Origin of the sequence: Bacteroides cellulosilyticus (assembly GCF_020091405.1) — a bacterium.
GTDB lineage: Bacteria > Bacteroidota > Bacteroidia > Bacteroidales > Bacteroidaceae > Bacteroides.
In genome coordinates this window covers 1,637,140-1,655,292 of sequence record NZ_CP081903.1, presented here as the reverse complement: position 1 = coordinate 1,655,292, position 18,153 = coordinate 1,637,140, and the positions used below count along the sequence as shown (strand labels likewise).

13 protein-coding genes are annotated in these 18,153 nt (G+C 40.8%); 9 read left to right on the top strand and 4 right to left on the bottom strand.

Annotation, left to right across the window (positions count from 1 at the left end):
• The first annotated feature begins 102 nt into the window (after positions 1–102).
• The 9 genes from K6V21_RS05705 to K6V21_RS05665 all read left to right on the top strand — a co-directional run bounded on the left by K6V21_RS05705 (position 103) and on the right by K6V21_RS05665 (position 13,235).
• Positions 103–2,166 carry a WD40 repeat domain-containing protein gene (locus tag K6V21_RS05705; RefSeq protein WP_224321183.1) on the top strand — a complete coding sequence of 688 codons (2,064 nt, stop codon included), beginning with the start codon at positions 103–105 and terminating at the stop codon, positions 2,164–2,166.
• A 14-nt stretch (positions 2,167–2,180) separates the two neighbouring features.
• On the top strand, positions 2,181–4,760 hold the full coding sequence (locus K6V21_RS05700) for a caspase family protein (protein WP_224321182.1): 2,580 nt from the start codon (positions 2,181–2,183) through the stop codon (positions 4,758–4,760).
• A gap of 33 nt (positions 4,761–4,793) precedes the next feature.
• Entirely contained in the window at positions 4,794–5,573 is a 780-nt protein-coding gene (locus K6V21_RS05695) for a carboxypeptidase-like regulatory domain-containing protein (RefSeq protein WP_217715792.1), read from the top strand.
• 18 nt (positions 5,574–5,591) lie between these two features.
• On the top strand, positions 5,592–6,758 hold the full coding sequence (locus K6V21_RS05690; RefSeq protein ID WP_224321181.1) for a fimbrillin family protein: 1,167 nt from the start codon (positions 5,592–5,594) through the stop codon (positions 6,756–6,758).
• A gap of 14 nt (positions 6,759–6,772) precedes the next feature.
• Entirely contained in the window at positions 6,773–8,425 is a 1,653-nt protein-coding gene (locus tag K6V21_RS05685; RefSeq protein ID WP_224321180.1) for an SUMF1/EgtB/PvdO family nonheme iron enzyme, read from the top strand.
• 63 nt (positions 8,426–8,488) lie between these two features.
• Positions 8,489–10,111, top strand: a complete 1,623-nt coding sequence (locus K6V21_RS05680) for a fimbrillin family protein (RefSeq protein WP_224321179.1) — start codon at positions 8,489–8,491, stop codon at positions 10,109–10,111.
• A gap of 973 nt (positions 10,112–11,084) precedes the next feature.
• Positions 11,085–11,459, top strand: a complete 375-nt coding sequence (locus tag K6V21_RS05675; RefSeq protein WP_217715786.1) for a hypothetical protein — start codon at positions 11,085–11,087, stop codon at positions 11,457–11,459.
• Between the two features lie 8 nt (positions 11,460–11,467).
• Positions 11,468–11,941 carry a hypothetical protein gene (locus tag K6V21_RS05670; protein WP_217715785.1) on the top strand — a complete coding sequence of 158 codons (474 nt, stop codon included), beginning with the start codon at positions 11,468–11,470 and terminating at the stop codon, positions 11,939–11,941.
• Between the two features lie 406 nt (positions 11,942–12,347).
• Positions 12,348–13,235 (top strand): DUF4384 domain-containing protein, encoded by an 888-nt coding sequence (locus K6V21_RS05665; RefSeq protein WP_224321178.1) that lies wholly within the window; start codon positions 12,348–12,350, stop codon positions 13,233–13,235.
• Here K6V21_RS05665 and K6V21_RS05660 read toward each other — a convergent pair.
• The 4 genes from K6V21_RS05660 to K6V21_RS05645 form a co-directional block, all read right to left on the bottom strand.
• Positions 13,210–13,719, bottom strand: coding sequence for a flavin reductase family protein (locus K6V21_RS05660; RefSeq protein WP_224321177.1), 510 nt, complete (start codon positions 13,717–13,719; stop codon positions 13,210–13,212). The genes K6V21_RS05665 and K6V21_RS05660 overlap by 26 nt on opposite strands.
• A gap of 22 nt (positions 13,720–13,741) precedes the next feature.
• The gene (locus K6V21_RS05655; RefSeq protein WP_224321176.1) at positions 13,742–15,016 is read right to left on the bottom strand and encodes an ATP-binding protein; all 1,275 of its coding nucleotides are present in this window, start codon (positions 15,014–15,016) and stop codon (positions 13,742–13,744) included.
• A gap of 174 nt (positions 15,017–15,190) precedes the next feature.
• Entirely contained in the window at positions 15,191–15,964 is a 774-nt protein-coding gene (locus K6V21_RS05650) for a radical SAM protein (protein WP_224321175.1), read from the bottom strand.
• Between the two features lie 82 nt (positions 15,965–16,046).
• Positions 16,047–18,053, bottom strand: coding sequence for a helix-hairpin-helix domain-containing protein (locus K6V21_RS05645; RefSeq protein WP_224321174.1), 2,007 nt, complete (start codon positions 18,051–18,053; stop codon positions 16,047–16,049).
• Positions 18,054–18,153 lie beyond the last annotated feature (100 nt).

Below are 18,153 nucleotides of genomic sequence, written 5' to 3'. Positions count from 1 at the left end.
TAGTATACGATAATTGAATGAACAGATATGAAAACAGTTCCACGCCCTCCATAAAGTATTAACAACTACTTCTGGAACTAAGTAGAGTAAGGGATATGAAACATGAAAAACTTTATTCTATTTTTACTTTGCAGTTTGTGTCTTCCCCAGTTATCTGCTCAAACCACAAACAATGAAGAGAGACAAAAATATGTTTATCCTCAAAAAGTGTCTCCGACAGGAATAGATAACTATCTATTTTCAACTTATTACTACAACGGAAAGAAGACATACAATCTGCGTAATTCGGTGCTGAGCAATTCCGATATGATATCTGCCATGAAGATAAATCCGGCAGGCTCTTCCTTCGCCATCGTGCAGACGAAAGGCAAGAAAAGCAGCGTTACCGTGTATGATTTATGGATGGCCAACAAGGTGAAACACGAATTCGAAGAAGACATAACACCCGTATCCCTCTGTTACGCGCCCGATGCCAAAAGCCTCGTGATATCCGGCGACAACAAAGAACTGCTGTTCTTCGATACCCGGCAATACGCCCTGCAAAGCAAGATGGAAATACCCTTCGTTGCGGAAAACATAGCCATCAGCAGCAACAACTATTTCATTGCGGCATCCAATGGCAACACACTGGACATCTGGAACCTGCAAACCAAAGAATTGCGCAAAAGCATTGAGGCAGACGATAAAATCAACTGCTTCACCTTCTCCGCCGACAACAACCTGCTTGCCGTATTGACCGCCGACGGCAAACTGAATACCTATGACACCCGCACCTTCTTCATCCTCCAGAGCTACGATGCCATGGGGACAGCCAAATACTGCTACTTCCACCCGGAAGGAAAATACATAGCCATCATCACCGGAGACAACCGCATCTCCATCCTGAACCTGATGGACGAAACAGACCGTGAATACATTGACAATGCCGAAGGCGGAATTACAGACGCACGTTTCCTGAAAAACGGAAAAGGAGAAATCTTTCTGGCATACAATACGGTAAATTCCATCACTTACGAGCTGATGAGCAAACTGTCGCCCAACTACACCAGACTGATGAGCGATGAACTGAGTGACCGCATGAACACCTGGATGAAGATGATGCCCGGCGAAACATTGGAAGAGTACAACCTCCGTGTAAACGACGAGACACGTGCCGAACAAATGAAACTGTTTGAACAAGAAATCGCTACCCGCATGGCCGACAATCTGGTAGAAAAATCGGAAGTAACCTTAGGAAACTATAACCCCACCGACAATGTGCTGGCACTCGAATTCAACACCATGCCCACCATCTACCTGGACGTGCCCACAGAAGAGGTATCCGACTTCATGAATCCCGGCGACCTGGAATTCCGCAACGCCAAGTACGGCCTGACCAAGAACGACAAATTCGAACTTATCTACGCCGACGTATACAACAAGGCTTCCGGAAAAACTTACAAGTACGATAATCTGGACCGTGAGTCATTCGACTATATGAAGTCCGACGACAACTTCATCCCCCTCAATCTGGTTCAGCAATCCAATATGGACGAAATCAAACTACAGGAAATCAAGGAGAGCATCATGAACATGGCTAAACAACAAAAGACGATATCCGACCATACCAAAATATCAGTGGATGCCGGGATTGCCTCCGAAACAGATGCCAACGGAAAGAAAATCATGAACTACAACATCAACTTCTCTTACGAAGTGGAACAGGGGTTCTCTGCCCAAGAGGACTTCGGACCGGGGAAATATGCCACCGACCAATCGGGTGCCGCCATGTCCATGTTGGCCATCATGAAGACAGCCTTCGAGAAAGACTTCGCCCAATATGTGCAGGCAGGCAAAAAGCTGCGGGTGAAAATCACCGGAATGGCCGATGCAAGCCCTATTAACGGAAAAATAGCCTACAACAGAGTTTACGGAGAATACACGAACGAGCCCGTATATAAAGATAATGACTTATCGAACATCACAGTCACCAAAGAAAGCGGTATCACCCAGAACGACCAGCTCGCTTTCCTCCGTGCCGTAGGCGTAAAAGAGTATCTTCTGCAAAACATTCCGGCCTTCTCTAAAATGAATTCCGACTATAACTATTATATCGAGGTGACCAAAGAGAAAGGCAGCGAATACAGAAGAATCAGCGTAGCATTCACCTTTGTAGATGCATTTTAATCAATCTCTATAATATGATGAAGAAACAGTTATTGTCAATTGGTTTGTTGGTTTGTTCCTGCATCGCATATCAGCCGGTGCAGGCACAATCGCTTGATAAGGCTAATACGGAATACAAGAATTTTGTCCGCCTGAATAATGAGAATGCGGACAAAGGTACGCTCTACGTAACCCTGTATGACTGTTACAAAGAGTATGTAGCCGTACTGAAGTCCGCTGCCCCCGGCAGCCCCTCCTACGAGCAGGCCAAAAGCACGTTGCGCGACATCCATCCGTATCTTCAGAACGGAGCCATCTACAATTCGCAGAAGGGAAGCCAGCAAAACGCATTGCTGATGGCGCAGGCTTATATAGATGTTCCGCTGATGGAAGCCTTTCGGACAGAGTCTTTCCCGAAAGACAACTACTACGCCACAATGGCTTATTTTGCCGCATCCGGCACTTACAATGTGAAGGATTATGCGAAAGCAATCGTCTATTTCCAAGAGTACCTGAAGACCGGGGATCCAAAGAACAGGAAAAGCGTATTCAGCTACATGGCAAAGGCATGCTCAAATATTAAGAACTATACTTTGGCCAAAACCGTGCTCGATGAAGCGATAAACAGTTATCCTTCGGACTTCAACCTCCTGTCTATGGGTATCAACTGTTGCATCGACCTCAAGGATAATGAAGGTTTGCAGAAATATGTATCCAAAGCATTGATTATAAAACCCAACGACAACACCTTGCTTAACATCCAGGGGAAACTCTACGAAGAAACGCAGGAATACCAGAAAGCACTGCAGGTTTATACCACGCTGCGCAACACCAATCCGCGCAGCTTGGACATATACAAGCATCTGGGACTGAATTATTATAATCTGGGAGTGCTTTTCAACAATAAAGGCACCATGGAAAAGAATTCATCGGCTGCCAAAAAACTCATAAAGCAATCCGAAGAGTACTTCTCGGCTGCCGTGACTATCTTCAAAGACGTACTGGCATCAGACCCCACCTCTCTGAAATATATGGAAGCGCTGGCTACCTCCTACCAATGTCTGGGTAATTCGGGCGAAATGAGCGCCCTGAACAATAAGATATCTTCATTGGGCGGAAATGCCGTATCAGCTTCTTCCATACCTTCACTGATGGCTTTCTCGGATAACGGTGTCCCGGCTTCGCCCCCTGCGGCAACCTCTACAACGGCAAAGAACTACAACTCACTGCTCTTTGCAACCCCTGCGGCAACCGCCTCTGCGGAAGAAGTGCCCGAATACCAGACTTTTGCCAAAAGCTACGTAGAAGAGAAAATAAAAACCTGGCAGCTCAAGGACGATTATGAAACAGTAGACGAATATAAGGCACGCGTAACCGAAACCACCCGCGACGCCAAGGTCAAAGAACTCCTGGCGGAAGCCGAGAAACAATATATCCGGACTTATACACAGGGCATACGCTTCAGCGAAATGGAGTTGAAACCATACGATGCCGACAACCGCGCTTTCCTTGTAGAATCTAAATTCGGCGAACTGGTGGTTCCCGTTCCCCGCGAGAATAATGAGGCCCGTATCTTCGAGAGCAGTTGGAAAGGAATGCAGTTTAAAGATCCCCAATTTTGCATTAACAATGGAAAGTTGGCATTAGCAAGTCTGACTTTCGTCACCCCCACCGGCAACTCTTACCGGTACGATAATAAGGAAGCGGTAAATTATGCGGCAACCACGGTAGACGTGCGTTTCGATGCCATCGACTATGGTATACTGGCACAAGCAGACGCCTCTACTGCTCCTGCTTCAAGGATACAAAAGAATGAAATCAAGGTTGGAAGTTCGGATGTAGATATAAACATACCGGAAGTACGTGCCAACAACGACAAAACCTTTGCCGTCATTATTTCTAATGAGAATTATACCATGGTATCTAAAGTTCCAATGGCACTGAACGACGGAGAAACCTTCAGCCGCTACTGTGAAAAGACATTAGGAATACCTAAAGATAATATCCGTTTTTATCCCGATGCTTCCTATGGAACGATGCTACGTGCCATGCGTGATATCAAAGATATATCCAATGCTTATGCGGGACAAATAAAAGTAGTGTTCTACTATGCCGGGCACGGCATCCCCAACGAAGCCACTAAAGACGCTTTCCTGCTTCCTATTGACGCCGACGGTCAGCAGACAGAAGGATGCTACTCGCTCAACAAACTCTATACGGAACTGGGCGGACTGAACGCCAATTATGTAGTGGTCTTTCTGGATGCTTGTTTCAGTGGTGCACAACGTGATGGCGGTATGCTTGCTTCCGCCCGTGGCGTAGCATTGAAAGCGAAGAAAGAAGATCCGAAAGGAAACATGGTTATCTTCAGTGCCGCCTCGGGCGATGAAACTGCTTTTCCTTATAAAGACAAAGGACATGGATTATTCACTTACTTCTTACTAAAGAAGTTACAGGAAAGCAAAGGGAATACAACGCTGGAAGAGCTAGGCAGTTATCTGACGGAGAAGGTTAAACAGCAATCGGTTGTAGTGAACCGGAAAGTACAAACGCCAACAGTATCTCCTTCGGCAACATTGAGCAGCAGCTGGAAAGAATTAAAGCTAAAGCCATAACGGAACAATCATAACTCTAAAAATACAGAACAAATGAAGAAATTACTATTACTGGGCTTTTTCCTCTCGCTGGGCGGCTTTTATCTATCCGCACAGAACACGGTGAGTGGAATTGTTACGGACAAGAAGGGAAACCCTATTCCGGGAGCCAAAGTTGAAATCAAGGGAGGGACTGAATCAACCATTACAGAGCTGGACGGTACGTTTACACTGGAGACAAAAACTCCAGCGCAAAAGGTGAAAGTCTACTATGTGGGTATGCAGGCGAAAGAACAGAAGGTGAAACCGGATATGCTTATCAAAATGTCGGACAGCAGCTGGTGGCGGGAAAAGCCGGACAAGTATAAGTGGCTGGTGGGCGTGCAGATGGCTATTCCTGATAATGCAGAATTTAAACCTTCATTGGGGTTGATGCTGGGACGGGTGAAGGACATCGGTTGGTATGTGAAAGGAGTGTACAGCAAGGAGCCCGATACCAATGGTTCCATGAAAGCTGAAGACTACTACCAACATTGGCTGACCGGCAAAATGGAACAAAACTATTGGAATGCCACAGCCGGTTTCATAGCTCGCCTATGGAGTCCTATTCATGTTTATGTAGGCGCAGGCTACTCTGACCGTACGGTAGCTTGGGAAGAATTTGATGGAAATTCTGTAGAATATGAGCCTGACAGCTATAATGGAATTGTCATTGAGTGCGGTGTGATGCTGAAAATAAAAAGATTCTTCATCAATGGAGGTGTAATGCTGAATAACGATTCAAACAGTTTCAAAGATTGTGTGGGCAACTTCGGTGTTGGTATGTACTTTTAATTTATAAATAAAGAAGATATGAAAAAGATACGATATATATTAATGATGGCATTGGGCGTATGCGCCATGATGGCCGGATGTCAGGAATTAGATAGTCCCACCAATAATATTCCCACAATTCAAACGGGAGATGCAACAGAAATTACAGCAACAAGCGCCACGATTACCGCAATTTTAAGTAATGGCACAGCCAGTGGCAGAGTCATTTTCCAGATTTCCACCTCAGAAGATATGAGTGATGCTTATGAAAGCGAGAATATGTTACTGAGGAACTTGGCCCCCGGCACCACCTATTATTATATAGCCATGATGCGTAGTTTCGATGGGAAGAATGAGGTAAAGGGAGAGATGAAGTCCTTCACAACAAACAGCTCCATCAGGCTGGAATCTGTTATGCTGACTGATTGGGAGGGCAAAACAGAAAATGTAACATGGGATTTCTTAGGCACTTACCTCATTACGGACAACGGAGAATTCTCACTATACGGTGGCTATGGCAATATGTATACCACGAAAAAATATGACTCTGCCACCGAGAAAGACCTTTGGAATCTTCCTAAAGAGATTGTTCCTCCTGCCAACACCCCTCTTAAACTTTGCGCTTACTTCCCCTATATAGAAAATAAGAAAGCGGACGATATGTTTGTTCGCGTGGATACATATAAATATGATGATGAGATTATGTGGGGATGCAGTGAAACAATCACCGACAAGAACCCTGTCGCCCACATAAAAATGAAACAGGTGTTGTCCCGTATCATTTTGCTCGTGAAGGCGGGAGAACATTTTAATTCCAATACTACCATTACAAGCGTAGTCATCATGGATAATGGGAAGAATTTACTGCCTACGGGTGCAGATTTAGACATAGCCACAGGAGAATTTGGAAACCGCAGTTATATGGAAGATGGTAATTTCCGGCAAACCAACATTACTCCGACAGACGAGGCATCTCAAGCGTTCATGAATCTGATTCCTTCCGAATTTGGAGAGAAGACGGTTTCTTTACTCTTAAGTACGAGCGAGGGTCACTCTATCAAAGTAGATTTCCCGGCTTCAAGTTGGGAAGCCGGAAAGGTATACGAATATCCTGTCACCATTGATGACGCAGTAATTACTATCGGCGATGTCACTATAAGAGAGTGGGAAAATAACGAGGGGGGCGATATCACAGTTAACGACTAAAAAAGGAAAAAACAATGAAAAGAATTCAATCTATATTTTACGTGGCAACGATGATAGGCGGTATGCTGTCCGTTGCGTCATGTAGCAACGAAGATGAAGTTGCGACTGTCGGCAAACAAGTTCCGCTGGAAGTACAAGTAGACGGGGTGCAGACTACCCGTAGCATTATCGAAGGTAGTAAGTTTGTTGATGATTGCCAGTATGGTATCTTTACAAGCAGTGAAATGGCCATTATCGAGAATGGGGTGAATTTATGCGTCAATTACTCGAAAGGTAACAGTACGCTTAGTAAGAATGTGTACCTGCCCGAAGGTGTGGATGTGCCCGTATATGCCTATTATCCGTATAATGCAAATTATTCAAATATAGAATATTTATTGCAAATGCCCATTGACGCCACTACCCAAACGGATTACTTATATGGATATAGCGCCGACAGCGACAATAGGCTGACGTATGTCAATACTGAGCAGCCCAAGGCTAATATCTACTTCAAGCATGCCATGGCTCGCGTAACGATGAGAATTAAGAAATCGGCAGACAATGAGAAAACTTATAAGTTTCCTTATATCAATCTCTTGAATGTGGATAAAAGTGCTTACGTGAATGTGCTGGAAAACGGTGCAATTCTTGATCCTTCAGGAACTTCCAATCTCACTGCAAAGCCTTCTGATTATGCACTTGAGAACTCTGACAATGAAATTGTTGCTGATTTCCTTGTCATTCCAGGAAATACAGAAGGGAAAAAGATCATGCTGAATATGAGCGATAATATCAGCAGTTTCGAGAATGGACTCTCTGCTGCTGTACCGGTGACGAACTGGAAGGCAGGACAGCAGTATACGTATACGGTGACGATAAAGAATGGTAGTCTTGATATCAATCAGGCGGAGATTAGCGAATGGAAGAATAGTGAACAAGGAGGAATTGAGATAGGAGATGATAACTATTTAAAGGAGAAAATAACCAATGAAGTGAAAGGTGTACAATTTTCAATGATTCTTGTAAAGGCAGGCACATTCACTATGGGGGCAACAGAAGAACAAGTAAATCCTGATGATAATGAAAAACCCGCTCATCAAGTAACCCTAACAAGAGACTATTATATAGGAGAAACAGAAGTAACGCAGGGGTTATGGCAAGCCGTTATGGGAGGAATACCACCAAGTGACGTTACTCTTCCTGCAATGGGGATAGCTTATTACGATGCTGCTGACGACTTTATGAAGCAGATCAACAGTCTGACAGGAAAAGAATTCCGTCTTCCCACGGAAGCCGAATGGGAATATGCAGCTCGTGGTGGAGATCAATCTAAAGGTTTCATGTATAGTGGAAGCAATAACCTCGGTGAGGTAGCATGGTATACTATGAACAGTAATGATGTAATCCATCCTGTAGCTACTAAGCAACCTAATGAATTGGGCATTTATGACATGAGTGGTAATGTATTGGAATGGTGTAGTGATCGGCTTGATAAGTACAGTGCTGGTCCACAAGTCGATCCGGAAGTGTTTATTCTCGGCTCTCATCCCATTTTGCGTGGTGGCAGTTACTGGAGTATCGACAAATCGGACAATGCCAGCGAATGCCGAGTATCTCGTCGAAAAATCATAGCAATGAACGGCAGATATGGTTATGTTGGTTTCCGCCTTGTACTGGTTCCTTGAGTTACGATATCTCAATAAAATTGGCAAATAATTATAAAATATATAATCAGAAAAATAACATATATGAAACTAAAAATAACATCACTGCTTCTTTGCGCAAGTATGATAGGTTTCTATGCTTGCAGCAATGAGAATGAAGAAGGACAGTATACCAAAAGTTCTTCCCTCCGCATTACGACCGATATTACCACCCGTTCAGTGATTGAATCTTCCACATTCAATAGTGGCGACCAGATAGGTATATTAGCCTCCAACGGCAATCAGACGAATGTCTGTGCAACATACAATAATACAAAATGGACTTTAGAAAAAAGCATATCATTAACAGAAACGCCTGCCTTGATCTATGCTTATTATCCTTACAGAAATGACTGTAGAGTTCAAAAGGTCAACGTGGATATTACATCCGATGCAATCGTTACGGGTCAAGCAGATTATCTTTACGGAATGTCAGCAAAAGAAGCAAGTGCAACTTTTCCTGATGCATTTATCCATTTCAATCATGCCTTAGCACGCATCACTTTGTCCATCAAACGTAGTGCTGAAGATCCCGGTTATGGTGTGCTTTCCAAAGTTCGTTTACAGAACGCTGGAAGCAATAAAACTATTGCAACTTCCGGTTGGATGGATATTACTACGGGAGAAATATCAGATAAAGTAGCAGGTACCATTTCATTGGATGTGGACTACACACTCAGTAGTGAAACTGTCCAAAATGTAGATATACTCGTAATACCTGCTGCAATGGAAACGGAAGGTATGGCAGAACTGGCATTGACGATTGATAATTCGCAATACATCGTAAAGATGCCTGCTGCTACATGGGAGGCAGAGCAGCAATACACTTATCCTATTACGATTAACAGGGCAGACGCACATATTGTAGTAACTCCGGCCAAAGTAGGCGATTACTATTATAGTGACGGTTTATGGTCAACGGAATATGATGCCAATAGAACCTGCATAGGCATAGTCTTTGCTTTGAGCGAAGAAAAAGACGGAGATATAAATGTATCTTTATCAGAGTCTATGCATGGAAGAATTGTAGCATTAGAAGATATAGGTAAGTTTGCATGGGGACCTGCTGTCGATATAGAAGGTATAATGAATTACTACGAATGTGCATGGGCAACAGAAGACATTTCACCTGATCAATATTTCCTGCCCATTGACGGAGAAAACCAGTATTATAATGTGCCAGAAGAGTATCTACTCCCATATAATTATTACAATTGGCCAACCACAAAAGGGGCTGAGTTTTCCTTAACTGATTATGCAGGACGACAACATTCATCCTACTTAAAAACAGAAGAATATCCGGCTGGCTATGCATGTTATTCTTATTCGCCTGCTAAAGGTGACAAAGGATTTTGGTATCTACCTTCAACTGGTGAATTGGGAAGATTAATGATGGCATGCGGTATTAAAATGATAGATAATTCAAAACAAAAGGTATTCAATAATCTATTTATCAATTTAGAAGAATATGATTCGTATTCTAGGCATTATTGGACTTCAACAGAAGGAATAAAGAACTTTGGCGGAGGAGATATTCACTATGATGCTTGGCTTGGTTCTTTAAAAGACGGATCTTTAGATGTCTGTGGTGACATATTAGATGAGCATTCTACAGACATATATACCAAAGAAACAGCATTTAATGTTCGTCCAGTTGCTTCTTTCTAAATATTGGATAAACTAAAATAACTACCGAAACACTTGACATCTCTTTCGAGATGTTGTATATTTGTATCGTAGAATTTTAGATACTTCAATTTTAAATTAGGAGAAACGGAGAGGCATTGCTTCTCCGTTTTTTTATTTCTTCACGCACTTCTTCGTTCCCGATGCCACGCGTTACCGTTTCAAATGCCACACCTCAATATCCTCAATGCCACACCTCAGCAAGCCAAATGCCATTCATTTTATCTACTAAGGTGTGGCATTTCAGTTGATAAGCTGTGGCATTTGCAGCTTGTAGATATAGTTTTTCAATAAGTTATCAGCACTCCAGCACTGATAGCGCTCAAACCCTTTGCTTATCGGCATTTGACGGTAGTGCTGACAGTGTGCTTATAAGTGACGACAAACGTTTTGTCAGCACCGGATTTTAGGCCGTTTTTCGATGTATACTACTGTCAGTCAAAATAATACTTCATATTTTGCAACTATGGAATAATCTTCCTACTTTTTGCATAAAAGGCCTTTTCTTATGATATTTATCGCAGCGGGAGCCCATATTCTGATATATTTCAATTGACGGGATAAGTGTTGATAGTCAGTCATCGTCACTTCATCTCCCTATACTAAATGATTTAGCATCGCTGCAAGGCAGGTGCAGTATCGCTGCAAGACAGATGCAGTATCGCTGTAATACTGTTGCAGCTTCACTGCAAAGCATATGCAGCACTACTATAAGCTATATGCAACGGTAGTGCAAGCTATATATAGCGACGTTGCAATACAGATACAATGCTACAATACTCATTAATGAAAAAAGCGAACCATATAGTCCTTTTTTTTGACCATTTAAGCTCAAAAAACTAATGTTTAGTTACTTTCAACGATTTCAACCTTTCCTTAATTAAAGATATTGCTTTATTTTTGTTAATATATCAAACTTAAATTCTATTTGTTTAAACTAAAAATTATCACTATTATGAAACAAATTTTATTAGGATTATTACTGATCATTTCGGTAAGTTCTTGCTCATTACTCAGAACATCTACATCAACCACAATGAATGTAGATTCTTCACTCACCAGCACAACTACTGCTGATCTACAGGTTTCAGACGTAAAAATCTCCTATACCTATTATCCTAAAAAACAAGAACGCAAAGCCGGTCTAAATCACGTCATCAGCAATGCTGTTGCCGCTGCACTAAAAGAAAACGGAAATGCCGATATATTGGTAGAAAGACAATATGAAGCAGTATTCAAATTACGTATGTTTGGAAAGAAAATTAAATCCGTTACAATAACAGGATATCCTGCTACATACAAGAACTTCAAAGTTGAATCTTTTAAATAGCCCCAAATATGAAACTAAATATTATTTTACTGTTCACTTGCGTAACCATACTGTTTACTTCATGTTCAACCATGAAGAAAAGTACCTCTACAACCATGACCGTAGAATCGGGTATTTATCAATACCCCACAGTAGCTGATTTAGATGTAAAGCAAAAAGTGGAGAAACAAATTACGTGGAACTTTGTACCTTTCAACTTCGGACAGCCTCCATTAGAGCTACGTAAAAGCAATCTGGTAGCAGATATTATCAAAGAAAACAAAGCTGACGTTTTATTGGAGCCTCAAGTTACCTTTACCAAAAAATCTTTTGGCGAGCGAACTTTAACCATCACAGGATTTCCAGCCTCATTCAAAAATTTCAGAAAAGCTAATCAAGAAGATCTGAAAGCTTTAGAAATAATTATTCCAGCCCCGAAAATGGAAGTTTATAATGTAACACAGCCTTGGCACAAGAAATTCTTCTCTAAGAAGAAAAAATAAGAAAAAGATATGCGAGGCTATTTATATCTGCTCGTGTAGCCATAAACCGACTTTACCATAAATATACTTGTAAAATATTTTAAAAATAACAAATTCTCTGTATACAAGAAGTCAAGAGTTTGTTGACAAAGAGTTAACTTCTTGTCGACAAACTCTTAACTTTTTGTCGACAAGAAATTAAGGATATGTATATGTTTGATTATCAGGATTGTTATTTTATATTCAAATAATACCTATTGTAAAGAATTTCCTCCATCATCGCCCATCAAATATCAATTTCTACCAATTAGTCATTATTTATAGCCAAATAAGCTGAATTAATACTCAAAAAGCGGTAAACAAACCATACGTAAGTTGGCTATTATTACATAAACCTTTAAATTTGAAATAGAAATACCTGATAACTATGCATAAATTTATTTTTATCTTTTTCATATTTATTCTCTCCACCACCGCATTTGCCCAAAAAGTAAAAAACGTCTGTGGAGAATATACATTCTATGCACCCGAAAACGTATCGCTGAGCGAAGCAAAGCGCATTGCACTGGAACGTGCTAAACTGCAAGCGCTTGCCGATGAGTTTGGAACAGTAATTTCGCAAGTAAATACCAGTGTGGTTAAAGATGATAATGGAAAAGCGGACAGCCACTTCTTTTCACTTAGCGGTACGGAAGTAAAAGGAGAATGGATTGAAGATAAAGGCGAACCCAAATACACTTACGACACTGATAAGGAAAACGGAACATTAGTTGTCACCTGCTCTATTTGTGGTAAGGCCAGAGAAATTATAAGTGCACAGATTGAGTTTATGGCCAAAGTATTAAGAAACGGAGTTGAAGTTCAAAATGAAAGTGAAATATTCCGCAGTGGAGATGACATGTTCCTTTCATTTCAATCTCCTACAGACGGTTTTATTGCCGTGTATCTGATAGACGAAACCCCTACTGCTTACTGTCTGCTTCCTTACAGAAAGGATGGCGACGGACAACAGCCGGTAAAGCATGGAGAAAAATATATATTCTTTTCTCCCAAACACGACGTCAATCATCCCGATATAGTAGACGAATATACTCTAACTTGCAGCAAAGAAGAAGAGCATAACCAAATTTATGTTATCTTCTCACCTAAACCTTTTACTAAAGCACTCGATAATCAAGTGAAAGAAACCATTCCACGAGAACTTGATTACGAGGCATTTAGCAAATGGTTGAGTAATTGCAGGAAAAGAGATGCGCAAATGGGAGTGGCTATAAAGAACATTAGTATAACTACTCCCTCATCCATGCTCCGGTAATTTCGGCTACATAAATATGATGCAAACCGCCATGGGCACCACCATACCATTGCTTACAAACACTTGGATCGATGAAACAGTCTTCTTTCATTACATCCGTATAAAGCTTACGGCATTCCAGACTGAGACGGCCTTGTTCAAAAAGAATATTTCCTTTTTCTGTAATAACCGGTTTCAGTCCCGTTTCCTTTACCTTGTCTACTTCCCTACCCGATTTGCTTCCACATATCTTATGGATAGCTCTGTTCTCTTCTCCCAGGAAAGAGAGCGTGAAGTATTCACTCTTCTGAATAAACTCAAACGTATAACGTTCCGGACGGATAAAGACATAGACCACCGGTTTGTTCCATAGGAAGCCTATACCGCCCCAACTGGCAGTCATCGTATTGAAATGATCTTTATTACCTGCCGTCACCAGCATCCATTCTTTACCGATAACTTCAAAGAAGTTCTCTGAAAGGTCTTTAATTGCAATAGGTTTCATTGTATGCATATTATAAAATTAATCACTTTAATATTTCTGATAAATTCCATGCTTGTACATGACGTATACCTTCTCTTGAAGGCAATTGAACTTCGTCCATTGAAACAACATACTTCTCATAACTATCAGCAATTGATAATAAAGAAGCGTATTCACGCTCCATTGTTTCTTCCGTTTCCATCATGTAAGCAACCTGAATATAAATAATACGGTCGTCTTTCATAGCCACAAAATCGACCTCTTTATCACGAATAGTGCCCACATAAACTTGAAAACCAAACCTGCGAAGCTCGATATATACCGCATTTTCCAACAAATATCCTACACCATATGCAAAGCCCGGATATAAAAAGTTCTTAAATGCCAAATCATTCAGATAATATTTGCAATTACCCGCCAGAACTTCTTTTCCTTTAATGTTGTAACGCTCTGTTTTATAAGCCAAAAAGGCTTCTTCTATATAACTTAAGTAATTTGATAACGTATCGTATGATGCTTTACGGTTCTTCGATTTAAAGAAATTTATTACATTCTGAATCGAAAACAAATTGGATGCATTATTCACCAAATAAATAAAAACATCATCCAGAAGTCTGACATCACGAATGGGTTTACGTTTCACTATATCACGCAATAATATGGTATCTTTGACCGAAGCAACATATTGCTTCCGGGATTCCATATCAGGCAAATTATACAATTCCGGTAGCCCTCCACGTTGTAAATAAGATAAATAAGAGGAACGTCCTGCCACTGTATCCGTCACTTGAATATATTCCATATAATTATATGGGAAAATATGAAACTCAACGTAGCGACCGGAAAGCAAAGTAGCCAGTTCACTGGAAAGCATCTTTGAGTTTGAACCGCTGATAAACAACTCACATTCTTCCACAAAATCCTGAGAATGAGAATTGACAAACCGCTCCCAACCATCCACATTCTGTATTTCATCGAAGAATAAATAAACCTTTCCCTGAGGATTAAGTTTTTCACGATAAAGTTGATATAGTTTTTCTAACTCCTGATAATTGTCTATGAAATCAAATTCCAAATATTCCTTATTGATATACAGAATATTATTAGGATGAACACCTAAGTCAGAAATCAAACCGGAAGCTATTTGCCTTAGAATATAGCTTTTCCCGGAACGACGTTGACCTATAAGTACCTTTACTAAGGTATTTCCTACAAAAGCATGAATCTTATTAATGTAAGATGTACGTTCTAACCCCAATTTATAGGAATTTCCATTCCAGAGATTATACTTTTCCAGTGCACTCCATTTATCATCCATAAGCTAAGTTTTCCACAAAAATATAAATAGTTTCGATTATAATCGAATTTTTAGATGACTTTATTTAAAAATTCGATTATAATCGAAACTATTTAAAGCGATTGTTTTAATCAAGATGCGGTTACCCTGTACTTATTTTACCTATAGGTAATTGCATCACTACCTATAGGTAGTTTAATAAGAAACACTAACCGGAATACCTTCTTCCTTAATTAAAGCAGCAATACGGTCCAGTTCCTCATGAGTAGCCTTACAAAGATCATGGTCAGGTGTTTCACGATCAATAGTATAAATCATCACCTGACGGGGTTTTATCTCTTTCACAACCTCCAGCCACGGAAGAACGTACTTATCCGAAGTATTATCCACATCTTTCCCCTGATAACTGCCTTTCATGAACATAGTCTGAATAATACAGTTGCCTTGAAAAGCTTTCATATGTTCTACGATTTCACCCACAGAATAATGCCCTGTAGGACAATCCACAGTATGAATATAATCCTCATCTACCGTATCGAGTTTCAATATGTTGTTATCTATCTTATTCAGCGCATCAAACACTGCAGGGCGATGAATAAAGGTAGAATTACTCAATACACTGACTTTGGCATTCGGGAAATACTTATCACGAAGCATCAACGTATCTTCTATGATTTCAGGGAAATGCGGATGAGCTGTAGGTTCACCGTTTCCGGCAAAGGTCAATACATCCGGTTGAGGTCCATTCTGTTGCATATCCTGCAATCTGGCTTCAAGGGCATTGCGTACCTCTTCGCGGGTAGGCAATGCTTTCTTGGGACGATGGTCTGCATTGAAACCGCATTCACAATAAATGCAGTCGAACGAACACACCTTACCATCTTCCGGCAATAAGTTAATCCCTAAGGATACTCCCAAACGGCGGGAATGAACAGGACCGAAGATGGGAGACGGATAGATAACAGTCATTGTATTTACTATTTTAAATTAAAATGGAACTATTATATTAAACAAAGATATGAAATAAATAAGATAACCGTCTATTTCCAATCTAAAACTTTATACGAAGCTGCATTTGTAAGTCGGCTTTTTTGTTTCCTTGTATCAGGTCGTTACCCGAACCAATATTCTCACGGTCTTCGTAGATGGTCTGCCCGAATTTAACAAGGAACATAAAAGCTTTGTTCACATCATACCGGGCACAGGCAGAAAAGCGAAATCCTTGTCCATAAAACGAAGGCGTATAGAAGGTGTAAAGCAGACCTTTTTCGGAAGCATAAATACGGGAATCGTAATCATCCGTATGGAAATAAGTACCCTGCACAGATATCTTCAGCGGAAAAGAAAAAGCATACGAACAGGATTGTGTAAACTGATATCCCTGGCTTCCCTCCTGCCCCTGGGAATGAAAATGATTATAATCCACCGTTGTTCGTAACTGTAGATGATCCGGTGAATAAGTCAGTCGGTAACGAAGGCGGTGCTGATAAGTAGGAAGGATAACTTTTCCATCCGTTCCCGCTACGTCTCTCTCTTTTCGCTTATAGCGATAGTTAACATACATAGATAAATTTCGCTTAAGAGAATAGATTGACTGAAACATGCTATCCACACCTTGCGACGGTTTACTGATGCGGTATTTCCACCAGGGAAAAGAAAATAAATCCAGAGAAGCGAAGAATTTCCAATGTGCCAAAGGCGATGCTTCGGCAGCCAGATACCAGCCATTTTCATTTTGCGGCGTACTACTTTCACCAAACGAACGTGCAAACATTGCCCAGTAATCATGACTATAATATCTATGAACAATCAACAGTTGATAACCGGTTAATATATTATATTTCAATTGGTTCAACAGTGAATAACCTTGTTTGCCCATAGCTGCTTCACCTGTCAGAGTAAATCGATTCCAGCGATATTTATAATCTACACCTACATTATGAAAGTAATTCCCTTGCAAATTATACTTGCCATAGGTTCTTAACTCCGGTTGATAACTCCGGTTGAAAAAATAGTAAATGCCTGTCATTCCTACTTTTAGATTGTTCTTTTCATAGGTAATATTTCCACCCATCAACTGTAAAGTGAAAGCATTTACTTTATCCGCTTCCTTCTCCGTACGATGCAATCCGGTTTTATAAATAGAGGTAATTTCATTCCCTTCTATGACTCCATCCATAGAACGATGTGAATAAAAACCAGATAACTGAAGTGCAGGAATAACCTCCACTGTTGCCGCAGCACCCCTGAAATAATTATATTCATCCGTTGAGCTGTGCTTCCGGATGCCACCACTACGGTTATCCACCGTTGAGAGAGAATAAGTTTTCCCTAAACGGAAATCAGTGCTGACTACTAGCCCTTGCCCGAAACTTAATCTGTAATTTCCCAATGCCAACGTTTTCAACTTACCCAGATTACGAAGCAGAAAGTAGATAGAATAATAATCATATCCTTTTTCATTATGCAGGGCAAAGAAAGGTTCTCCTGCATCCTTTTCAGCCGTAATTCCCATCTGGAGATAATCTCCGTAGCGATACCCATATCTTAGAGAGTGGTACATTGCAGGTCCCAGATAATTCTTCTGATAACCTTTACGGGTATAGAAAGGCACATCCAGCCGGGTTAATACCTCCTGTTTACCATATTTCAACAGACTTTTCAACCGGGGAAAACCTGTCTTTTCAGGAATAGGATGTACACAAACAAAAGGAAGAAGCAGGTCGATGGTATGCTTATCCATTTCTTCCACCAATTGCAGTTCATAAATGGTTTGCATCTGCCCGTGTATATACACATAAGCCAAGATATTTTCAATCTGAATATCCGAAAGAAAAGGAAATTGCTCTAATTCACGTTTAGTAGTAACATTGATATTAACAGGTTCCTGCAGGCGATTGGAGAGCTCTTCAAGTTCATCTTCCCAGTTCTTTTCTTCTTCATCCATAGAGAGTTGCTCTATATTCTCTTCCCACAAGGACACACTTGTATTTTGAGCTTCAAGTACAGGAGTCATCAACAGCATACTTAGAAAAACTCCCAACTTGAGTAATTTCATTCGTGTAAATAAGTTTAATTGTCGCGAAATTACCATAAATAAGTTAACACGACAAGGAAAACATCGACAATCAGACCAAATATAAAGATAAACACTTAAT

Bases quoted from the DNA above. Each gene is read 5' to 3' on its own strand.
- K6V21_RS05685 (WP_224321180.1), top strand. From the start codon at position 6,773: ATGAAAAGAATTCAATCTATATTTTACGTGGCAACGATGATAGGCGGT.
- K6V21_RS05700 (WP_224321182.1), top strand. From the start codon at position 2,181: ATGATGAAGAAACAGTTATTGTCAATTGGTTTGTTGGTTTGTTCCTGC.
- K6V21_RS05655 (WP_224321176.1), bottom strand. From the start codon at position 15,016: ATGGATGATAAATGGAGTGCACTGGAAAAGTATAATCTCTGGAATGGA.
- K6V21_RS05650 (WP_224321175.1), bottom strand. From the start codon at position 15,964: ATGACTGTTATCTATCCGTCTCCCATCTTCGGTCCTGTTCATTCCCGC.
- K6V21_RS05660 (WP_224321177.1), bottom strand. From the start codon at position 13,719: ATGAAACCTATTGCAATTAAAGACCTTTCAGAGAACTTCTTTGAAGTT.
- K6V21_RS05665 (WP_224321178.1), top strand. From the start codon at position 12,348: ATGCATAAATTTATTTTTATCTTTTTCATATTTATTCTCTCCACCACC.
- K6V21_RS05705 (WP_224321183.1), top strand. From the start codon at position 103: ATGAAAAACTTTATTCTATTTTTACTTTGCAGTTTGTGTCTTCCCCAG.
- K6V21_RS05695 (WP_217715792.1), top strand. From the start codon at position 4,794: ATGAAGAAATTACTATTACTGGGCTTTTTCCTCTCGCTGGGCGGCTTT.
- K6V21_RS05690 (WP_224321181.1), top strand. From the start codon at position 5,592: ATGAAAAAGATACGATATATATTAATGATGGCATTGGGCGTATGCGCC.
- K6V21_RS05670 (WP_217715785.1), top strand. From the start codon at position 11,468: ATGAAACTAAATATTATTTTACTGTTCACTTGCGTAACCATACTGTTT.
- K6V21_RS05680 (WP_224321179.1), top strand. From the start codon at position 8,489: ATGAAACTAAAAATAACATCACTGCTTCTTTGCGCAAGTATGATAGGT.
- K6V21_RS05645 (WP_224321174.1), bottom strand. From the start codon at position 18,053: ATGAAATTACTCAAGTTGGGAGTTTTTCTAAGTATGCTGTTGATGACT.
- K6V21_RS05675 (WP_217715786.1), top strand. From the start codon at position 11,085: ATGAAACAAATTTTATTAGGATTATTACTGATCATTTCGGTAAGTTCT.